Source organism: Aeribacillus sp. FSL W8-0870 (assembly GCF_037963755.1).
Classification (GTDB): domain Bacteria; phylum Bacillota; class Bacilli; order Bacillales; family Aeribacillaceae; genus Aeribacillus; species Aeribacillus composti.
Map to the genome: position 1 here is coordinate 1,928,670 of NZ_CP150165.1, position 18,575 is coordinate 1,947,244.

The window sequence follows — 18,575 nt, forward strand, 5'->3', positions numbered from 1 at the left end:
CCTTTTCTTAAGCAAAAGATACCATCTTGTGGAAATACAGGGAATGAGAATTATAAAAAACTTTATTAGACGAACACGTCAAACTTGCCGGCAATGTCGATAAAAGCAGAAGAATTTCATACTTAAACAGGAGGCTTGCTAATCATAGCAGCTTCTTTTTTTTCATAAATACAATTTCCTAGTTACAAAATCATGAATACAAGACAATGACGATTCTGAAGCTTTTCCTTCTGGATTCAAACTTCTGCTAAAGAAAATGAAATAATTTTAGTATGATTATTTAGTCATAGGTCTTTTTTGCTATTGTTTTTAGTTCAAAAGAACTATTTGGGCAATATTTGTAAGTTTGAATAAAAAAGTCGTAAAATGTCGGATTTTTGACATATTCTGTCCTCTATCATTTTTCTTAAGTCAAAATACGTTCCTCTCATGCTGGAGGCTGGTTAGACAATAAGTTGGAATACAGTTACATTGAACATAGAACAAAAATATCATAAAACATGGCAAGGGAGGGAAAAGATGAGAAACAGTGCAGCCAATAAAATGGAATCAGTTTATCAACCGATTTGGGATTTAAATAATTGGAATGTATTTGGATATGAGGCATTTTTAACCTTTCCAGATGGCCAAATGGACATAGAAAAAATATATGAACTGGCACGGGGAAAAGGATGTCTTTATGAACTGAACATAAAGGCGATATTAAATGCGATTACGTGTTTTCCGATTGAACGTTTGGATGATTCATTAATATTCGTCAATCTTTTCCCTTCCACACTCATTCATCATCAATTCGAAAAATTTGTCGAGCGGTTATTGAAACAATATCCTCAAATACAAGAAAAAGTTGTATTTCAAATAAATCATACACCAAGTGAAAAGCATATATGGGACTTGCCAGATTTAAAAGATAAAATAAACATGTTAAAGAAAAACGGTTTTGATGTAGCATTATATGGCGTTGGAAATGGAACGGCTGTGTTACAACAAATTGTTGATTTTTCAGCAAGCTATATTAAACTTGATCGGCATTTTACTAAAGAATTATATCGTTCTAAAGAAAAACAGCACATTGTCTCGCTTTTAGTGCAATATGCAAAACAACAAATCACTATTATCTTGGAAGGAATCGAAAAGGAGATGGACTTAGCTAAGGCAAAATTGTTAAAAGTTCCTGTTGGCCAAGGAAATTTATTAGGAAAACCAGAAAAATCAGCCGTCCACACCATTGAAGATATTTTTCGATAAGCACTCCGACAGATGAATGAACATGTTTCTCCTGAATTTTATATGGAGAGGTAGATGCAAATGAATCAGTCAGTTTTAGCGAAAGGAAAAAACATACAGGAAGCGATCGAACTAGGTTTGAGTATTTTAGGGACTGATAAGGAGAAAGTTTCGATTGAAATCATCGAAAAAGGCGGCAAAGGATTTTGGAAAATTGGTTCTAAACAGGCGATCGTCAGATTAACAAAGCTGGATGATCAGGAAACATCTTCTAAGCAAAGCTCTATAAAACAGGATCCCTTAGAACAGATCATTGATTCGTTAGAAATCGAATCATTTGCAAGCTCTGAACCAATAAAAGAAAATTCATTAGAAGGTAAAGTGTGGATAAAAGATGGAAAATTATATTGCCAGCCAGCTTCAAATAAATACCCGACCGTTACTGTTGGAAAAGGAATAAAGTTGTATAAAAATGGTCAACTCATTACCGGAACAACCATCGTAACAGAAATGGATGAGTATAAAATTCAAACGGATGAAGTTGTAACGGAAGGTAAATGGGATATTACGATCGACTCTGACAAGCTGCATGTTTTTTTACAAATAGAACCAGGGTATCGAAAAACGTATAAAGTGAAAGATATCGAACCTAGTGAGCATATTGTATTAGAAGGAGAAGAAATTGTTGAAACGATTCCAGCAGTTGATTACAATCAAATTTTAAAAAAACTAGAAGAGCTGCGAGTTATTCATGGATTTAACCATAATGAGATTATTAAAGCAATTCATACGGACCGGCCAGGAAAATTTACAATTGCATCTGGCATGAAACCGAAAGAAGGGGAAAATGGAAAAATCGAGCTTCTCGTTGATTTAAATAAAGGAGCAAAAGTGAAAGAAAAAGAAGACGGAACCGTCGATTTTCGTGAAAAACAGGAGTTCCCTTCAGTTGAAAAAGGACAGGTCATTGCTATTGTACATCCTCCTGTCCCTGGAATACCTGGGATTACGGTTACGAACGAACCTTTACCACCTAAACCGACATATCCGCTTACGATTCAGCCGGGAAAGGGAATCGCTCTTATCGAGCAAGGTAAAAAAATTTTAGCTACAGAAACGGGGCGTCCTCTCATTGAACAAAGGGGATTAATCGTCAGAGTATCTATATTGCCAAAACTTGTACATTCTCATGATGTGAATTTATTATCAGGAAACATTCGTTTTAAGGGTGATCTGGACGTTCTTGGCAATGTGGAAGAGGGAATGGTTGTAGAGGCGGATGGAAACATTTTGATTCAAAAAAATGTATATGGAGCTACAATTTCATCGAAAAATGCCATTGCCGTTCATGGAAGCTTTATTAAAAGCACAATCTCAGCAGGAAAACAAAATATTTATTCATCCGAGCTCATTCGATTATTAACAAGCATTCAAGAACAAATGGATCAATTGATCAAATCCATTTATCAAGTCATTAAGCTCCCTGCATATAAAATGTCAGACTATTCATCAAAAGGATTACAGCCGTTAATAAAAATTTTGCTTGAAAAAAAGTTCAATAATTTGCTTACGCTTGTAAAGCAATATATTGCGACCTGCAATAATGGGAGTCATATTTTAGAGCTGGAATGGCTAACAATTAGCGAACAGTTAAGACTATGTTTCCTTTCACCTGCTGTAAATGAATACCATACGATCGAAAAAATCAATCAGCTCATGCAAAAAATAACTGAACTGTTAGAGCGGCAAAAAAATGAACAGGATGATCACTGTTTTGTCAAACTAAAGTATGCTCAAAATAGCACCATTTATTCCCGAGGGGACATTTTTATAACTGGACAAGGCTGTTTTAACAGCAAAGTGTATGCTGGTGGAACGATCGCCATAAAAAATGTCCTCAGAGGCGGGGAAATATTTTCCGAAAAAGAGGTCATGGTGAGAGAGAGCGGTTCGGAAAGCGGGGTTATGACAAAAATCAGCGTGCCAAGCAATGGAAAAATTATCATTGATCATGCCAATGAAGGGACAATCATCGAAATAGGAAAAATGAAGCATGTGTTTCATGAAGGGAAAAGAAACATAATAGCGAAATTAGATAAAAATGGAAATCTTGTATTTTAGCGACATAAAAACAGTTGACGTTTGAAAAAGGACGTGCCGTTTATAAAAAGATTTTTCAGCAAAACGAACAGGCATGATTTAGAAAGGAAGAATTTTTGTATGTTTTCTTATAGCCTCGATCAATTGAACGAAAAAGCATACGTCCGGTTTGTCGGAGATTTAGATATTGAAGTCGCGGAATTAATGGAAACAGAAATTATTCCGGCTCTGCAAACCTATACAAATATTGAGTTTGATTTTCAAGAAGTTCCTTTCGTTGATTCCACCGGGATTGGACTGCTATTAAATTTAATCGAGACAGTCAAAAAGAATGGGTTGGATGTTCAAGTGAAAATAAAAAACGTTCAACCTTTAGTGAAAGATGTATTTGATATGCTCCAATTAGATAAAATTTTAGGAGAAAATGTATTTGTATAGGTATTACGATAATGAAGTGGGATGAGCGCTATTTTAGAAGCAGAAAACATCATGTAGACGATGCAGTATTGGTAGAAATCAGCAAAACAGCCGATTTCTACCTTTTGATATGTAAAAAAATACTAATATTAGCATTTTATGTATGTTACAGATTGTTGAAGACTGAGTTGGGAGCCCGGGGAAAAATCAAATTTTTTCTATAATGTTTCTGTTAAAATAATTTTTATTTCAAATTGGCATCCCGGCGGTTTTATATCGGGAAAAGATTTGAATTGCAGAACGATCCTTGCAGAAATCGACGCATTTCAACTTTTTCGCAGCTTGCAAGCATCTTTTCGGCGACAAAATTTGATTATAATGAAAAACTTAATTTATGAAAATATTTATGTGAAATTCATAAAGCAAAACGGCTTTTCAGCATTTTATGTACTTGGATAAACATCGAAGACGCTGTCTGCATCATGGAGACATCCAACAAGGAAAGATGCCGGTTTCATCCGCAATTCATGCTTTCCTTTTGAAAAGGAACATCATCATCCATGCAGAATACACAATAAACTCAAAAAGACGGCACGCAAACTAGAGCAACGAGGTGGAGATTTATGGAGAAATACAAACTGATTATTGCAGATGATGATCACCCTTCAAGACTGATTTTATCCCATTTTATTCAATTGTTCCCCCAATATGAAATCGTCTGTGAGGCAGCTGACGGAGAAGAATTAATTCAACGATTTATGAAGAAAATTCCTGATATTGTTTTAGTTGATGTCGATATGCCGAAAATTAACGGAATGGAAGCTATGAAAATATGTAAAGAAATCCATCCGTCCTTGCAAGTCATCTTTACAACTGGGTATGATGAATTTGCTGTTGAGGCATTTAATCTGTCTGCTACAGATTATATCGTAAAGCCAATTGAACGGACTCGATTATTTACGGCGCTTGAAAAGGCGAAAAAAGCGATTGAAATAGAGAAAAAATTATTAAACAAGCATCCATTTAAAGAGATTAAAAAGCTTTCGATTAAATCGAATCAAACCTTTCATTACATCTCATCGGACGACATCCTTTTTATTGAGAAGAACGGAAGAAAAACGGTGTTTCATACTGCAGAACATCAACACGAAACAAACGAATCCCTGCAAGAAATAGAAGGGAAATTGCCTTGTAATTTCTATAAAACTCATCGTTCCTATATTGTTAATTTGAAAAAGATCATAAAAATTGAACCACAAGGCGAAACGTATGCCGCCCATTTTTCTGGAAGCGATAAAGTTGCCTACATTTCGAAATTGAAAATACAAGAGGTGCACGGATTGTTAAGGGCATGATATTTGCAAGGGAGAAGTTCTAAAATGGATTTTTTCTTTTTTATATTGAAAAAGCTTTAAAAATTATTCGGGGATTTTTCATTCAATTCGTAAAATATGTCTGACCCGAGTTTTTAAAAGAAAGGTGTATCATACATGCCGATCTTGTTGAAAGAAAAAGGGTTCATGCTTATTGTCATCGGCTTTGGCCTGCCCATTATTCTAATACAATTATGGAGTTTAGAGAAAACTCATATACCATTTGCCATTTTAATAGCGATTCTTGCAGGGATATTAGAAATATTTCCTATCGAACTCCGCAATGGTAAGAAGCTTTCTTGTTCAAGCATTTTTAACATTGTGGTTCTTGTTCAAATGGGAATTTCGGAAGCTGTGATTGTTGTTTTCATCGCTTCTTTATTCTTATTTTACAATAGCAAATTAAGCTTTATTTCTTGGTTATTTCAGGCTAGTCAATGTGCGGTTGCTGTTTTTTTATCAGGATTTGTATTTGAGTATTTTTTTGGCAAACTCGGCGTTTTTACATATATAACCTCCGTTTTCGCATTTGCATGCACAACGTTTATATATTTTTTCATCTTTTTTGCCATTACAATGATCTATAAGAGTCTCGTTTTCTCTCAAAATTTTTCGGATGTTTTGAAAACAGAGATGAATGATACATTGCTAGCATTTGCTGTGACATTTATTTTAGGATTTCGGCTTGCTGCTATTGATTACGATCAACAGCCTTTTCCATTTTGGTTTGAAACGATCTTTGCCGTCGCTGTTTTTCTATTCGCTCGATCCATTGCTCAAGTACTAGTTCGTCATAGAAAAAACCATTTGACGACCTTAGAAAATATTACACAGTATATGGAACAAAAAGTTCATTTGCCGAAGGGGCATTCTAAAAGAGTAGGAGATTTAGCACGCCGCATCGCAGAAGAGTTAAAGTTAAGCCCCAAACATGTTGATGCTGTTCATTACGCTGCCTTGTTGCATGATATTGGAAAAATACAAATGGAGCATGAAATTTTTCAGAAGCGAGGGGCTCTTACGCTTGAAGAAGAAAAGCTTTATAAACAACATTCCGAGTTAGGGGCAAAGATGGTTTCAGCAATATCGGGAATCGAAAAAGCTGCCCAGTATGTCCGTTTTCATCACGAACAATGGGATGGAAAAGGCTATCCGGATGGAAAAAAAGGAGAAGAAATTCCATTGGGAGCCCGCATTATTGCTGCGGCAAATGAGTATGACAAATTGATGCATTCTGCTGGAATTATCAATCAAAAGAAAGCTTTTCAAAATTTAAAGAATACAAAACTTGATCCAAAATTAGTAGAAATTGTTTTAAAAATAGCTGATTTCAAAAAGGCAGGCAAAGATCATCATCCGGGATTGATTCAGGCTCAAAATCAGCAGCACTTTCACGATATAAAATATAAAGGCTCGAAGCTTCTGAAAGATTTTGCTGTTGTACAAGCTGTATTTTATCAAAATGGCAGCTTCTATCATATAAATGGCGAAAAAGTTCAGATTCCTTGTGAACAACAAATCAAAAGCCTGATTACGAATCATCCTATTCAAAATGGATATGCACATGAATTTATTGAAGATGTTCCAAGTCGGAAAATGTATAACGTTCATTGGATCTGTTTGGAAAAGAAAATATTATGTCTATTGTTTGATGTAAGTCATTTACGAGAATATGAGAGAAAACAAGAATTGAGGATACGTACAATTTACCGTGATTGTTTATACGCCGTCACACAAGGAAAATTGACTCTGATTGAACGGGAAGAATTAAAAAGCTTTAATCAAGGTGAGAAAATTGCAGAATTTCCTGTTTCTGAAAAAAATGATGTTGCGGCATGTAGAACATTTATTGACCAGTTGTTAAAAGATCGGCATATTTCAGAAAAGAAAAGATATAATGTGCTCTTATCTATTTCTGAAGCTGTAACAAATGTATTAAAGCATGCGGTTGAAGGAAAAATGAAAGTTTATTTGAACCATGATTGGTTAAAAGTGATTGTAGAAGATAAAGGAAATGGCATCAAATTAAGCGAACTGCCGAAATCAATATTGTTAGAAGGTTATTCCAGCAAACGGTCATTTGGGCACGGTTTCAGCATTATGTTAAAAATGATGGATAAAATTTCAATATATACAAGTACAGAAGGAACGACGATTATTTTAGAAGTAGATTTAAAGGATCGACTCATAGAGAGAAGAAAAAACATTCCATTATGATAAAGATCATTTTGCAATCAAGTACTTGATCCTTTCGTTCGGAGTGAATGCGGATGAATTTCTTAAAGAATAAAACGATCATTGGTCAAATTATTACAATGATTGCGCTTATTCCGATTATTATTTGTTCTATTTTCATCTTTATTTTTGTCAGGCAGATGGAGAAAGAATTTGATCATTTTCATAGAAATGATGTGTTACGAACAGCAAACATTTTAAAAAGCGCGATTGAAATCAGCGAAAATTCCAAAAAAACGGTTGAACGTTTAATTGACGAAAAGCTGCACTTAATTTCAAAAGAGATTGCAAAAGAATTGCGCGGGAAAACGATCGAGGAAGTGACTCAGCAAGATTTAATTGCATTGCGCAATAAATATGATGTGTACAATATTTCTTTATTGGTAAGAAGAAATGATGATATAATCATTGCCCAATCTTCAGACCCCAATGAAATTGGTTTAAGCACAAAAGAGTGGGGGTATTGGTATGATGCTTTTCAACAACTGATGTCAGGTAAGCCTGTAACAGTAGGGAAAGGTTATTATCAAGAACATTATTGGGTTGGTCCGATCTCCAAATCAGACTGGGAAAACAAATATTTTAAATATGCCTATTATTATGACGGAACAACTGAATTTATGATTAATCCGTATATTCTTGATTCTGAAATTTATCATGCAACGAAGCATTCGGATCCTGAAGCGCTTATTCATTCCATTTTAAAATTTAAAGAAAGTGAAATCGAAGAAATTGCGGTTATAAATGCCAATGTACTGCTTCGGAGCGAAAATCGAGATATTATTGAACCGGAAAGAGATGCGCCGATATTATATGGGAAAAATTCATATAAGCATGAAAAAGATCATTTTTATATTCAAAAAGTTCTGAAAGAAAATCAAATGGAGTCAGTGAAACTGGGGGAAAACTATCGGAAATATTATCTGCCAATTCCAAATGACAGGGTTATTACGATTGTCACCGACTTAAGCGCTGGCACAAAGTTTTTTCATAATATCATTTTTTTGTTTGTCCTGTCATTTGTTGCTGCCTTTGTCATTATATTTTTCGTTTTGCAGGTCATTATGAAAAAATATTTAACACCGATCCCTACTATTCACCGTTATATTAATAAAATTGCAGCAGGCGATTTGACCGAAGAAATTCATGTCGATCAGAAAAATGAATTCGGTGATATTGCTGCCCATTTAAATGAAATGACTGACAGCATCAGCCAATTAATTGTCGATATTAAAAACGATTTTGAAACATTAAGGCTCGTTTCAAACGTTTTATCAGAGACAGTACACTCTTACTTTCATGTCATGGACGAAGTTTCAACAACCATGACGAAGGAATCGCGGGAAATTTTTCACGAAATAGAATTAGAAGTGAAAGAAATACGACAAAACTATGAAAATATCAATCAACAACTGGAAAAACTAAAAGAAGCGAATCATTTTGAATTCCATCATGTCTCTAATTTTATTATTCAATCAAGTCATCAACTCATAAGACTGAATGATTTGATGAAACAAAATGTCAAAAAAGTTACGGAAATGAATTTATCTTCTTTTGATGCGATACAGCAATTGAATGAAATTATTATTCAATTAGACAACCTTTCAAAGGATTTAGAAAATAAAATAAATAAATTTAAAGTTCAAGAATCATGAAACACATAAAGGTGAAAATGATTGCTCAGTTTTTCTGCTAAGGAGGGTATGTATGGGTCTTACGGTTCAAAAGGAAATTCAAGATCAAAGCCTCACATTATACATTAAAGGAGTTTTAGATATTTCAACGGCTCATGTGTTTCATGCTCATTTTAATGAAATCGGCAATTTTCAAGTATTGACGATTGATTTTAGCTATTTGGAATTCATTGATTCATCCGGAATTGGTGAAATCATCGATTTAATTTATTTATCTCAAGAAAAAAACATTAAATTAGTTTTTAAAGGTATGAATGATTTCACAAACCATTTATTTGAAACAGTTGGATTATACGAAATTTTAAAATCGATTCAAGGGGAGGTTGTTTGATGCAAAGAGACTTTTTAACGTATCAGCAATCTTCCTATACGATAGAAGATGTTAAGAGAAAGGAACAAATGCTGCAAAGGGAAATAAACTTGGCACGGACGATACAAACAACGTTGTTGAACGGGCATGCTCCATCGATCGAAGGGGGAGAGGTATTTGGCTATTCTATACCTGCCCGATTAATTGGCGGGGATTATTACGACTTTTATCCGCTTGTCAACGGAAAAGTGCGCATCGTTATTGGGGATGTGATGGGAAAAGGGATTCCTGCTGCGATGCTCATGATCTTAACGCGCGGCGCCTTTCGGACAGCCGCTGAAAGCACGCAAAGCCCCGGAAAGACGCTGACTGCAATGAACAAAGCGTTATACAATGATTTGAGAAAGTTAAAATCTTTTGTTACCGTTTTCTGTGCCGATTGGGATCCGCTGTCGGGAACGTTTACATATGCAAATGCCGGCCATCATCTTCCGCTGTTTATAAGAGGCGGGTACATGAGCTTCCAAAAGTGAAAGGGATTATGATTGGCGGTCTTCCTAATCAAATTTACCATGAAGAATCGATCCAATTATTTGAACATGATTCAATTTTCTTTTATACAGACGGAATCATTGAGGCGCAGAATAAACGCGGCGAGCAATTTACATTGGCACGGCTGATCGAAACGTTAAAACAAAATCAGGATAAAAATGCTGGGGAGATTGAAAAAAAAGTGCTGGAATCGATTCATAAATTTACAGAAGGCGTTCCGCAAAAAGATGATATGACTATGGTATTCTTAAAAGTAGGGAAACAAAAAGTCGATATTTCAAGTTTAAATTCGCCTGTCATGTAACGTTTATTTGAAAACGTGATTGTTTGGAGGAATTGAAATAAAAAATTTTACACTAGTTGGAAAAATAAATCTTGGGCTGGGAATCGCTTTTATCATAGCTGCTCTTTTCCTATTCATGCAGCATTTTTACAATGTGATTTATTTAAACCGTTTTCTTTTTGAGATTTCGTTCGTTTGTCTTGGACTTTCATGAATGTTTTCAGCAGCTTTTTATCAAAAATCGAATGGAACATGATTATGCTTTTTGGACAAAATGACCCAAACAGTCCATTGTACTGTCTGGGTCATTTTTATATATATATTTCGGTACACGAAAAACATTGACTCGGATAAACGATTGTCATATGATAAATAATGCAGTTTATAAATATTTCACAAAATGAAATATTTATTTAATGAATATTTTTTTTGTAAGGGGGATAAAAAATGAATGTGAAAAAGTTGGTCATATTAAATATTGTTGTTCTCGTTGTTTTGGTTTTAGGAGGTTTTGCCGGATTCTATTATTACAATGAGTCGGTCAACTATATTAAAACAGATTACGCAAAAGTGGACGGACAGCAATTAGTGATCGCCGCCCCTGCTTCCGGAGTCTTGACAAAATTTGATGGAAAGGTTGGAGCACAATTTCAGAAAGATAAAGTCATTGGAAAATTAGCCGTACCTGGGGAGGATGAACCTGTCAGCATTCAAATGCCCCAGTCCGGAACGATTGTCCAAACAAATGCGGTAGAAAATTCATTTGTGGCAGCTGGTACCCCTTTGGCATATGCATATGATTTCGATCATTTATGGATCACTGCCAATATTAAAGAAACCATTATTGGGGATGTAAAAGTTGGTCAAGATGTTGATATTTACATCGACGGGTACAGCGAGTCTAAACTTTCGGGAAAAGTAGAGCAAATCGGAAAAGCAACAGCTAGCGTCTTCTCATTGCTTCCAAGTGAAAATGCGGACGCAAACTATACGAAAGTAACACAGGTGATTCCTGTGAAAATATCTATTGCGGATGCAAAAGGGCTAGGAATTATGCCGGGAATGAATGCAAAAGTACGCATCCATAAATAAATGATTTAACCATATAAACTGAAGGAGGTGGAAGCATGCCGTTTATCATCAGTTATACGTTTTTCACTCTGATTGTGCTGATCGTCATGAATGTTTTCCTTGTCAGAAAGAAAAACTGGCATACAAAAAAAGAGGAAGCACTTGATAAGGAAGTGCCGGTTGGAAAAGTGCTGTTCGTTTTAATGTTTGGAATGTTCATTGCGATTTTGAACCAAACAATTTTAAATGTAGCGCTTCCGGTCATGATGACGGATTTAAATGTCAATGCGACAACAGCACAATGGCTGATGACAGGCTTTATGCTTGCAAACGGAATTTTAATACCGATCAGCGCATTTTTAGTTGAAAATTTCGGTTTTCGCAAGCTGTTTATTACAGCGATGATCTCGTTTACAATTGGATCGCTCGTTTGTGCCGTATCAACAACATTTCCATTGGTGATGATTGGCAGAATTATTCAGGCGATTGGTGCAGGAATTTTAATGCCGCTTGGCATGAACATTTTTTTGACTGTTTTTCCTCCTGAAAAAAGAGGAACAGCCATGGGGACGATGGGGATTGCCATGATTCTGGCTCCTGCAATTGGTCCGACACTCTCAGGATGGGTTGTGCAAAATTATGATTGGCATTTTTTGTTCTACGCGATGGCTTTGATCGGTTTAATTGATATCTTTTTCGCCTTTATTTGGTTCCGTTTAGAAAAAGAATTAACTCGCCCGACGTTTGATATCCAAGGGATTGTTTATTCAAGTATTGGATTCGGCGGCATTTTATACGGGTTTAGCGAGGCTGGAAGCAAAGGATGGTCAAGCGCGGAAGTTATCATCAGCTTAATGGTCGGAGTTGTTTTTTTAATTTTCTTTGCCGTAAGACAATTGAATGTGGAAAAACCTCTGCTTGAACTAAGAGTATTTAAGTACAACCTCTTTACGTTCACATTAATTATCAACTCGATTGTTACTATGGCATTATTTGGAGGAATGCTGCTTCTCCCGATTTATTTACAAAATATTCGCGGTTTTACACCGATTGAATCGGGTTTATTATTGCTTCCAGGAGCAATGATCATGGGATTAATGGGGCCGATAGCAGGAAAAATTTTCGATCGATATGGTGTAAGAGGATTAGCAATTGTCGGTTTGGCCATTACAACATATGGAACATATGAATTCACGCAGCTGACGGCCGATACGCCCTACACAACCTTATTAGGAATATATATGCTGCGGTCTTTCGGAATGTCATTGATCATGATGCCAATCATGACTGCCGGTATGAATCAGCTGCCATTAAAGATGATTTCCCACGGAACAGCCATGTCGAATACGATACGCCAAGTGGCTGGATCTATTGGAACCGCATTATTAGTAACGGTTATGACACAGCAATCAACAAATCATTTATCAGATTATACGAATCTTGTGTCAAAAACTGATCCAATGTTGATGAATCAGCTGCAAGCACTTGGCAGCAGTATGGCTCAATCAGCCGGACTTTCTGCACATGCTGGTCAAACTATTGGTGCTCAGGCACTTTTAGGGCAGGCATTGCAGCAATCAACCATCGAAGGGATCAACGATGCATTTTACATTGCGACCGTTTTGGCATTCATCGCGCTAGTTCTTTCCTTTTTCTTAAAAACACCAAAGAAAACGCTCCAGGAAAGCTCGTTCGAAGCAGCAAAAGTTAAAACAGAAGCATCTTCCCAAGAGTTATAAACAAAGATATAATGAATGAAACGGGGATGTCCGGCAGAGGACACCCTTTATATATGTGAAAGGAAGGGAAAGTAATATTATGAATCCGACATCCTCCTCCATGACGGAATTAGAGAACGAATTTATAAGGATTTTTCGTGATTTGCGAAATTTTTATACAATGGGGAAAAAATATGGCTTGTCAAGAAATGAATTTTTTATTATGAAGTTTTTGCTGAAAAACGGCCCTCAAAAACTATCTACCATTTCCCAAGAATCTGATATATCTCCCAGTTTCCTCACAGGTATTACTGATCAGCTAATCGAAAAAGGCTACATCGAACGGAATAGATCAAAGAAGGACCGCCGAATTGTCCATATCTCTTTAACAAAAAAAGGAGAAGAAACCATCATAGCGGTTCAACAGGACTTGATTCAATATATGCGTTCCAAATTCAACGCATTTACAGAAGAAGAAATTCAAGATTTAATTCGACTTTTGCGGAAAATACCATAATATCGTCCGTGGTCTTCAAAATCAGTAGTGCCTGACTTTGTGATTTTAGTCAAAAAGAGACGAGCTTGTTTTAAAACGGTGCACTTTTTCAGAGATGATCCATTGACAAGACGGGGAAATTTGTGTATTCAATGTCAAAACGGGTCATGCTGCCTGTTTGATGTGGAGAGGAATCTTAACGGCTGCAAAGGGGGAAAAGAAAATGTGCAAAATTACGATCATTGGCGGAGCAGGAACTCTTGGAGCCGCCATCGCTTTCAAATTAGCAGGGAAAAAAGCGATCGATGAAATTTGTCTCATCGATCAAAATGAAAAGCTGCTGCTCAATCATTTAATGGATATGGAAAATGCTTATCCGTCCAAAACGATTTATAAAGGGACTTTTCACGATTTAAAGCACTCTAATATCGTCATCATTACGGCAGGCATCCCAAACCGAACCGATATTTCTTCTAGAGATGAGTTTTTAGAAGGAAACTTGCAATTGTTTCGTCAAATCGGAGAAGCCGTCGCAAAACATGCCCCAAACGCTTTGATTATCACCGCTTCCAATCCAGTCGATGTGCTGAATTACTATTTAGTCCATACGTTTCAATTTGATAAGAAAAAATTAATCGGATACACCATGAATGACTCCTACAGGTTTGAATGGGCGCTTCGCCGAGTTCTAAAGCTACACGAGAATGATAAAGTATCAAGCCCTGTTATAGGTGAGCACGGAGAAACACAAGTTCCGCTTTTCAGCCAAGTCAAAGTAAACTATAAGCCGCTGCTTTTATCAGAAGATCAGAAAATTCAAGTTAAAGAAAAGCTGACAAATTGGTTTCGAAACTTCAATGACCTAGGCATAAACCGAACAACCGGGTGGACGTCTGCCGTCGGTATGGAAAGGCTGATTGATCAGCTGCTTCAACCAAAAACGTCGACAGCAATCGGTTCTGCGGTATTAAACGGAGAATATGACGTTTCTGGCATTAGTTTAGGTGTACCTCTAGCAGTGAATCATACAGGCATCCAAAGCATCCTTGAATGGGAAATCGATCAAAAGGAAAAAGAGTTATTTCAACAATCTGCTGAAAAAGTGAAGCGTCTCATTAACGAGTTTATTATGAATAAAAAATAGACAAAATGGAAGTTTCTTCAAAAAGAGCGCATCTATCTAGTAGACAATAAAAAAGCTCACTATAAACTATGCTAGTTTTTATTTGGTTGTTCCCAATTCAGCTTTTTAACCATTTTAGGAGGTTACAGCACTGGAATAGATTTTTTTATCCTGTATGATTTTTTGAAAATCATACAAACTGCAGACTTGCCGCTTAACGATAATCTATTGCTGCTCCCAAACGAAGTTGGAAGATCTTAAAGAATTAATGGAGTTGATCAAAATGGAAGCAAAAACTTATGAAATTATTTCTATAAATGTAGGAAAACCGAAAAATTTCATATATAACGGCAAAGAATTCGTCACTGGAATTCAAAAGCAGCCTGTTGATGGACCGGTTTTTTTGTCATTTCTTAATTTTTCAGGCGATGGTCAGGCAGATCTTGTTCATCATGGCGGTAGAGATAAAGCGGTATGCGTTTATCCGTATGATCATTATGCCTATTGGGAGCATGAGCTTGAAAGAAAGCTGGATGTGGTGGCATTTGGTGAAAATTTGACAGTAAAAGGCTTGTTGGAAACAGAAGTTTGCATCGGGGATACGTTCCAATTAGGTGAAGCGGTTGTGCAAGTTAGCCAGCCTCGGCAGCCATGCCATAAGATTGCCAAAAAGCACAGGGTGAATGACTTGCCGCTTCGTGTTCAAAATACTGGTTATACCGGTTTTTATTTTCGGGTGCTGAAAGAAGGCTGGGTGGAGACACAATCAAGCTTGCAGCTCATTGAAAAACATCCGCTAAACATAACGGTTTCTTTTGCGAATCAAATCATGTTTCATGATAAAACAAATAAAGAAGGAATTGAACAAATTCTTCGTGTGGACGAACTATCGGAAAGCTTTCGGGATTCATTGATGAAACGCTTACAATCCATTTAGGAACATCTACCAAAAGAAGGGGTTGGAAAATCGGCTTGTATATAAATTAGAAATGCAAGAGAGATCATTAAAATTTCAATGATCGTTGTTTTTAGATTACTATTTTCAAAGGTTGAGCTTCTGTGGAGAAAGCGTCTTACATTTCAGCTACTTCCCATATAATAAGCCAACGATCCACTGATGCAGGGCAGATCGTTGGCTTATTTTACAACACTTTTCCATCTAAAAAGCTCCAAAATTTGAGTTCTTGCTTTTTGTGAGAAAATGGGAATTCCTCCAATCTATTTCTGCAACTAGAATCTGCATGATTCGATACTTTTTCTCCAGCATTTCGTCTAATTGATTGTACGAGAAAGAGAGGTGCACCTCGGCATGCGAGATGAAGATTTGGTTCAAAAGGCTTTAGAGGGGGACGATTCAGCCTTCCGTGAGCTTCATGACCGCTACATTGGCCAAGTGCTCCGCTATGCATATATGCAGACGGGGGATTATCATCGGTCAGAAGAAATTGCTCAAGATGTCATGTATAAAATGGCGGTTCATTTAGCGAACTTTCAAGGAAGATCAAGCTTTAAAACTTGGCTGTTTACAATTGGAAGGCGGGTTGTTATCGATTACCATCGCAAGTATAAAAAAGAAAATAACACAGTCTATTTAAGCCCCGAGGACTTAGGGCATAAACAGGATAAACATTTAGTAGAACAAAATATTCTGGAATATTCGCTCAGAGAACAGATCATGGCCAGTATGGAAAAATTGTCCCCGGATGAAAAGACGGTCCTTTATTTAAGATTTTTTGAAGGAATGTCTATAAAAGAAACAGCCAAGGTAATGTCGAAAACGGTTATGGCGGTTAAATCGCTGCAAACAAGGGCTAAAAAGAAATTGTCAGCCCATTTAAAAAGCGAGGTGAATGATCATGAAAAAACAACTCGTACCGCCGAATAGCGAAAAGCATGAAGAGTCAATAAAACAGCTTTTTCATCACTTTTATATAGAACCGACAGATGAATTTAAAGAAAAAAGTTTTCAAAAAGCTTTAGCCGGAATTGAATTAGCTAGAAATAAAGAGAGAAGGAAAAAAGCCGCTAGCAAGCTTCAGCTTGTATTCTCATTTGCGGCCGCAGCAGCTGTATGCATCCTTCTAATGATTTTTCCTCCTTTTCAAACAAATGAGACGAAAGAAGGCGGCCAGCATTCAGATCAACAAAGCATACTAATGTCTCCCCAACAATCTCAAAATGCAGAAAAGGAAGAAGAAAAAGGAGATATCAACCGACCTGAATCGATCGAAATGACAATTTCATTGGAAGGAATGGAAGAAAAGGAGCTGTATCACCTCGTAAACATAAAGCAACTACCTTTTACCACATATATTCCGGATCGTTGGCAGGCAGAATATATTGAAGAAAAAAATTTGATCGGAGCAAAGCTGATAGCGGTGAATGAAAAATATGGGGAAGTTGATGTCATGTTTTTTCCAAAAGGGACATCTTTAGGAGAGGCGGAAAATTACATTACAGATGAATTGCTGGGAAATGTTTCTTATAAAGTTTTATCAGCGGAAGAAGAAGAGAAAAGAAATATACCTGATTGGTGTGTCCGTTCCTTTCATTATGAAAATGTAGAGCAGACGAGAACGGGCGAGATTTATTTAAGCGAGCATAACAGACAGTACTTTTATATACAGAGAGAGTTTGCTAATGAAGCATTGGAAGGATGGGGTTCAAGAACAACAACGATTTTGGAGCAATGGGAATGGAAGGACACGAAAAAAGGATTGTGGGATTAAAAAGTTTTATGAATCAGGAATGTGAGCAGAAACTATTTTTTCCAGTAAATACTTTTTCATCCACGGGGCAAACCCCGTGGATGGTTAATCTTCAGGCAATACTGTTTTTGCGATTGTTTGGTCGAGCGCTTCGAAATCATCGTAATGAATCACTTCATAAAGTTCCTTGCGAGTTTGCATATTCTCGAGCTCGCTTTTTTGAGTTCCAGACGATTTAATGGTTTGGAATAGGCGTTCATACGCTTTAGCGGCGGCGCGAAGAGATGAAACAGGATAAATCACCATTGAATAGCCGAGTTCCGAAAATTCTTCTGCTGTATAGTAAGGAGTTTTTCCAAACTCTGTCATGTTTGCGAGAAGAGGAGCTGAAATTGCCCGGCTCACCTTTAAAAAGTCTTCTTTTGTTGAAAGAGCCTCAGGAAAAATAGCGTCTGCTCCCGCTTCAACATATCTTTTGGCGCGTTCAATGGCGCTTTCAATTCCTTCAACTGCATAGGCATCCGTTCTGGCAACAACGACAAGAGTCGGCGCTGCCTGTTTAATAGCTTTAATTTTTTGCATCATCTCCTCTACAGACACAAGCTTTTTGCCGTTTAAATGTCCGCATTTTTTCGGAAGATCTTGATCTTCGATTTGGACAGCAGCTACTCGTGCTTCTGCCATTTCTTTAGCTGTTCGGGCGGCATTCAAAACACCGCCGAAACCGGTATCAATGTCAACGAGAAGCGGCAGATCAGCCGCCCGCACGATTTCCCGCGCCCGGCGGGCAACCTCTTCTGACGAGACGATGCCCAAGTCAGGAAGCCCTTGGCTCGCGGTATAGGCGGCGCCTGACAAATAAAGCGCTTGAAATCCTGCTTTTCTCGCTATAAGTGCAGCCATTCCATCATGGGCTCCAGGAATTTGAAGGATTTCCGGTGCGTTCATTAACGTTCGAAACCGATCGGCCAACTCCTCTTGTGTCGATTCTTTTTCAACGATCCAAACCATGGAATCACCTTCTTTTCTGTCATTTCATCTTAGCTTTACAGAACCATTAATTACGTTTCTAGAGGCAAGCCGCGTTTTTCATTAAACGAGCGCTGCCCTCGTCAAGTCTACTCGAGGGTGCCGCCCTGTATCCACGCTTCGCTTACGGTCTGTTTTGTACCCTGATCTTTTGTCTGTTAACTTCCGTCATTTGGTACAAAATCGATTCTTTCGTTCTTTTTGACTGCCCAAAAAATTTTCGCTTTACAGAACATTTT

Annotated in this window: 15 protein-coding genes and 1 pseudogene; 15 read left to right on the forward strand and 1 reads right to left on the reverse strand. The window is 37.1% G+C overall.

The features are described 5' to 3' along the window. The first annotated feature begins 519 nt into the window (after positions 1–519). From NSU02_RS09345 to NSU02_RS09415, 15 genes and pseudogenes are all read left to right on the forward strand, one after another. A complete protein-coding gene (locus NSU02_RS09345; RefSeq protein WP_066246638.1) occupies positions 520–1,248 on the forward strand; it encodes an EAL domain-containing protein in 729 nt (242 codons plus the stop codon). A gap of 60 nt (positions 1,249–1,308) precedes the next feature. Next, positions 1,309–3,348, forward strand: coding sequence for a FapA family protein (locus NSU02_RS09350; protein WP_117016964.1), 2,040 nt, complete (start codon positions 1,309–1,311; stop codon positions 3,346–3,348). Positions 3,349–3,447: 99 nt separating this feature from the next. Then, complete coding sequence (locus NSU02_RS09355; RefSeq protein ID WP_063389572.1) at positions 3,448–3,765, forward strand: STAS domain-containing protein; 318 nt, start codon at positions 3,448–3,450, stop codon at positions 3,763–3,765. A gap of 602 nt (positions 3,766–4,367) precedes the next feature. Next, positions 4,368–5,099 carry a LytTR family DNA-binding domain-containing protein gene (locus NSU02_RS09360; RefSeq protein ID WP_063389570.1) on the forward strand — a complete coding sequence of 244 codons (732 nt, stop codon included), beginning with the start codon at positions 4,368–4,370 and terminating at the stop codon, positions 5,097–5,099. A 135-nt stretch (positions 5,100–5,234) separates the two neighbouring features. Beyond that, the gene (locus NSU02_RS09365) at positions 5,235–7,334 is read left to right on the forward strand and encodes an HD domain-containing phosphohydrolase (RefSeq protein ID WP_339195509.1); all 2,100 of its coding nucleotides are present in this window, start codon (positions 5,235–5,237) and stop codon (positions 7,332–7,334) included. 53 nt (positions 7,335–7,387) lie between these two features. Beyond that, positions 7,388–9,007 (forward strand): methyl-accepting chemotaxis protein, encoded by a 1,620-nt coding sequence (locus NSU02_RS09370; RefSeq protein ID WP_339195512.1) that lies wholly within the window; start codon positions 7,388–7,390, stop codon positions 9,005–9,007. A 52-nt stretch (positions 9,008–9,059) separates the two neighbouring features. Beyond that, the gene (locus NSU02_RS09375) at positions 9,060–9,377 is read left to right on the forward strand and encodes an STAS domain-containing protein (RefSeq protein WP_063389567.1); all 318 of its coding nucleotides are present in this window, start codon (positions 9,060–9,062) and stop codon (positions 9,375–9,377) included. Between the two features lie 281 nt (positions 9,378–9,658). Beyond that, positions 9,659–10,212: pseudogene (locus tag NSU02_RS09380) on the forward strand (PP2C family protein-serine/threonine phosphatase). Between the two features lie 426 nt (positions 10,213–10,638). Then, the gene (locus NSU02_RS09385; protein WP_063389565.1) at positions 10,639–11,283 is read left to right on the forward strand and encodes an HlyD family efflux transporter periplasmic adaptor subunit; all 645 of its coding nucleotides are present in this window, start codon (positions 10,639–10,641) and stop codon (positions 11,281–11,283) included. Positions 11,284–11,318: 35 nt separating this feature from the next. Beyond that, the gene (locus NSU02_RS09390) at positions 11,319–13,001 is read left to right on the forward strand and encodes a DHA2 family efflux MFS transporter permease subunit (protein WP_339195514.1); all 1,683 of its coding nucleotides are present in this window, start codon (positions 11,319–11,321) and stop codon (positions 12,999–13,001) included. A gap of 79 nt (positions 13,002–13,080) precedes the next feature. Then, positions 13,081–13,497: a MarR family transcriptional regulator gene (locus tag NSU02_RS09395; protein WP_130157264.1), complete on the forward strand. Its 417-nt coding sequence runs from the start codon at positions 13,081–13,083 to the stop codon at positions 13,495–13,497. Between the two features lie 202 nt (positions 13,498–13,699). After that, complete coding sequence (locus NSU02_RS09400; protein WP_339195517.1) at positions 13,700–14,620, forward strand: hypothetical protein; 921 nt, start codon at positions 13,700–13,702, stop codon at positions 14,618–14,620. 262 nt (positions 14,621–14,882) lie between these two features. Next, entirely contained in the window at positions 14,883–15,536 is a 654-nt protein-coding gene (locus NSU02_RS09405) for an MOSC domain-containing protein (RefSeq protein ID WP_063389562.1), read from the forward strand. A gap of 372 nt (positions 15,537–15,908) precedes the next feature. After that, on the forward strand, positions 15,909–16,484 hold the full coding sequence (locus tag NSU02_RS09410; protein WP_063389561.1) for an RNA polymerase sigma factor: 576 nt from the start codon (positions 15,909–15,911) through the stop codon (positions 16,482–16,484). Then, positions 16,456–17,328, forward strand: coding sequence for a hypothetical protein (locus NSU02_RS09415; protein WP_339195519.1), 873 nt, complete (start codon positions 16,456–16,458; stop codon positions 17,326–17,328). Before NSU02_RS09410 ends, NSU02_RS09415 begins: the two co-directional genes overlap by 29 nt. Positions 17,329–17,412: 84 nt before the next feature. On the opposite strand, the gene prpB is transcribed toward NSU02_RS09415, so the two are convergent. Further along, on the reverse strand, positions 17,413–18,318 hold the full coding sequence (gene prpB / locus NSU02_RS09420) for a methylisocitrate lyase (RefSeq protein ID WP_066246659.1): 906 nt from the start codon (positions 18,316–18,318) through the stop codon (positions 17,413–17,415). Positions 18,319–18,575: the final 257 nt, after the last annotated feature.

Bases quoted from the DNA above. Each gene is read 5' to 3' on its own strand.
- NSU02_RS09345 (WP_066246638.1), top strand. From the start codon at position 520: ATGAGAAACAGTGCAGCCAATAAAATGGAATCAGTTTATCAACCGATT.
- NSU02_RS09350 (WP_117016964.1), top strand. From the start codon at position 1,309: ATGAATCAGTCAGTTTTAGCGAAAGGAAAAAACATACAGGAAGCGATC.
- NSU02_RS09355 (WP_063389572.1), top strand. From the start codon at position 3,448: ATGTTTTCTTATAGCCTCGATCAATTGAACGAAAAAGCATACGTCCGG.
- NSU02_RS09360 (WP_063389570.1), top strand. From the start codon at position 4,368: ATGGAGAAATACAAACTGATTATTGCAGATGATGATCACCCTTCAAGA.
- NSU02_RS09365 (WP_339195509.1), top strand. From the start codon at position 5,235: ATGCCGATCTTGTTGAAAGAAAAAGGGTTCATGCTTATTGTCATCGGC.
- NSU02_RS09370 (WP_339195512.1), top strand. From the start codon at position 7,388: ATGAATTTCTTAAAGAATAAAACGATCATTGGTCAAATTATTACAATG.
- NSU02_RS09375 (WP_063389567.1), top strand. From the start codon at position 9,060: ATGGGTCTTACGGTTCAAAAGGAAATTCAAGATCAAAGCCTCACATTA.
- NSU02_RS09385 (WP_063389565.1), top strand. From the start codon at position 10,639: ATGAATGTGAAAAAGTTGGTCATATTAAATATTGTTGTTCTCGTTGTT.
- NSU02_RS09390 (WP_339195514.1), top strand. From the start codon at position 11,319: ATGCCGTTTATCATCAGTTATACGTTTTTCACTCTGATTGTGCTGATC.
- NSU02_RS09395 (WP_130157264.1), top strand. From the start codon at position 13,081: ATGAATCCGACATCCTCCTCCATGACGGAATTAGAGAACGAATTTATA.
- NSU02_RS09400 (WP_339195517.1), top strand. From the start codon at position 13,700: ATGTGCAAAATTACGATCATTGGCGGAGCAGGAACTCTTGGAGCCGCC.
- NSU02_RS09405 (WP_063389562.1), top strand. From the start codon at position 14,883: ATGGAAGCAAAAACTTATGAAATTATTTCTATAAATGTAGGAAAACCG.
- NSU02_RS09410 (WP_063389561.1), top strand. From the start codon at position 15,909: ATGCGAGATGAAGATTTGGTTCAAAAGGCTTTAGAGGGGGACGATTCA.
- NSU02_RS09415 (WP_339195519.1), top strand. From the start codon at position 16,456: ATGAAAAAACAACTCGTACCGCCGAATAGCGAAAAGCATGAAGAGTCA.
- prpB (WP_066246659.1), bottom strand. From the start codon at position 18,318: ATGGTTTGGATCGTTGAAAAAGAATCGACACAAGAGGAGTTGGCCGAT.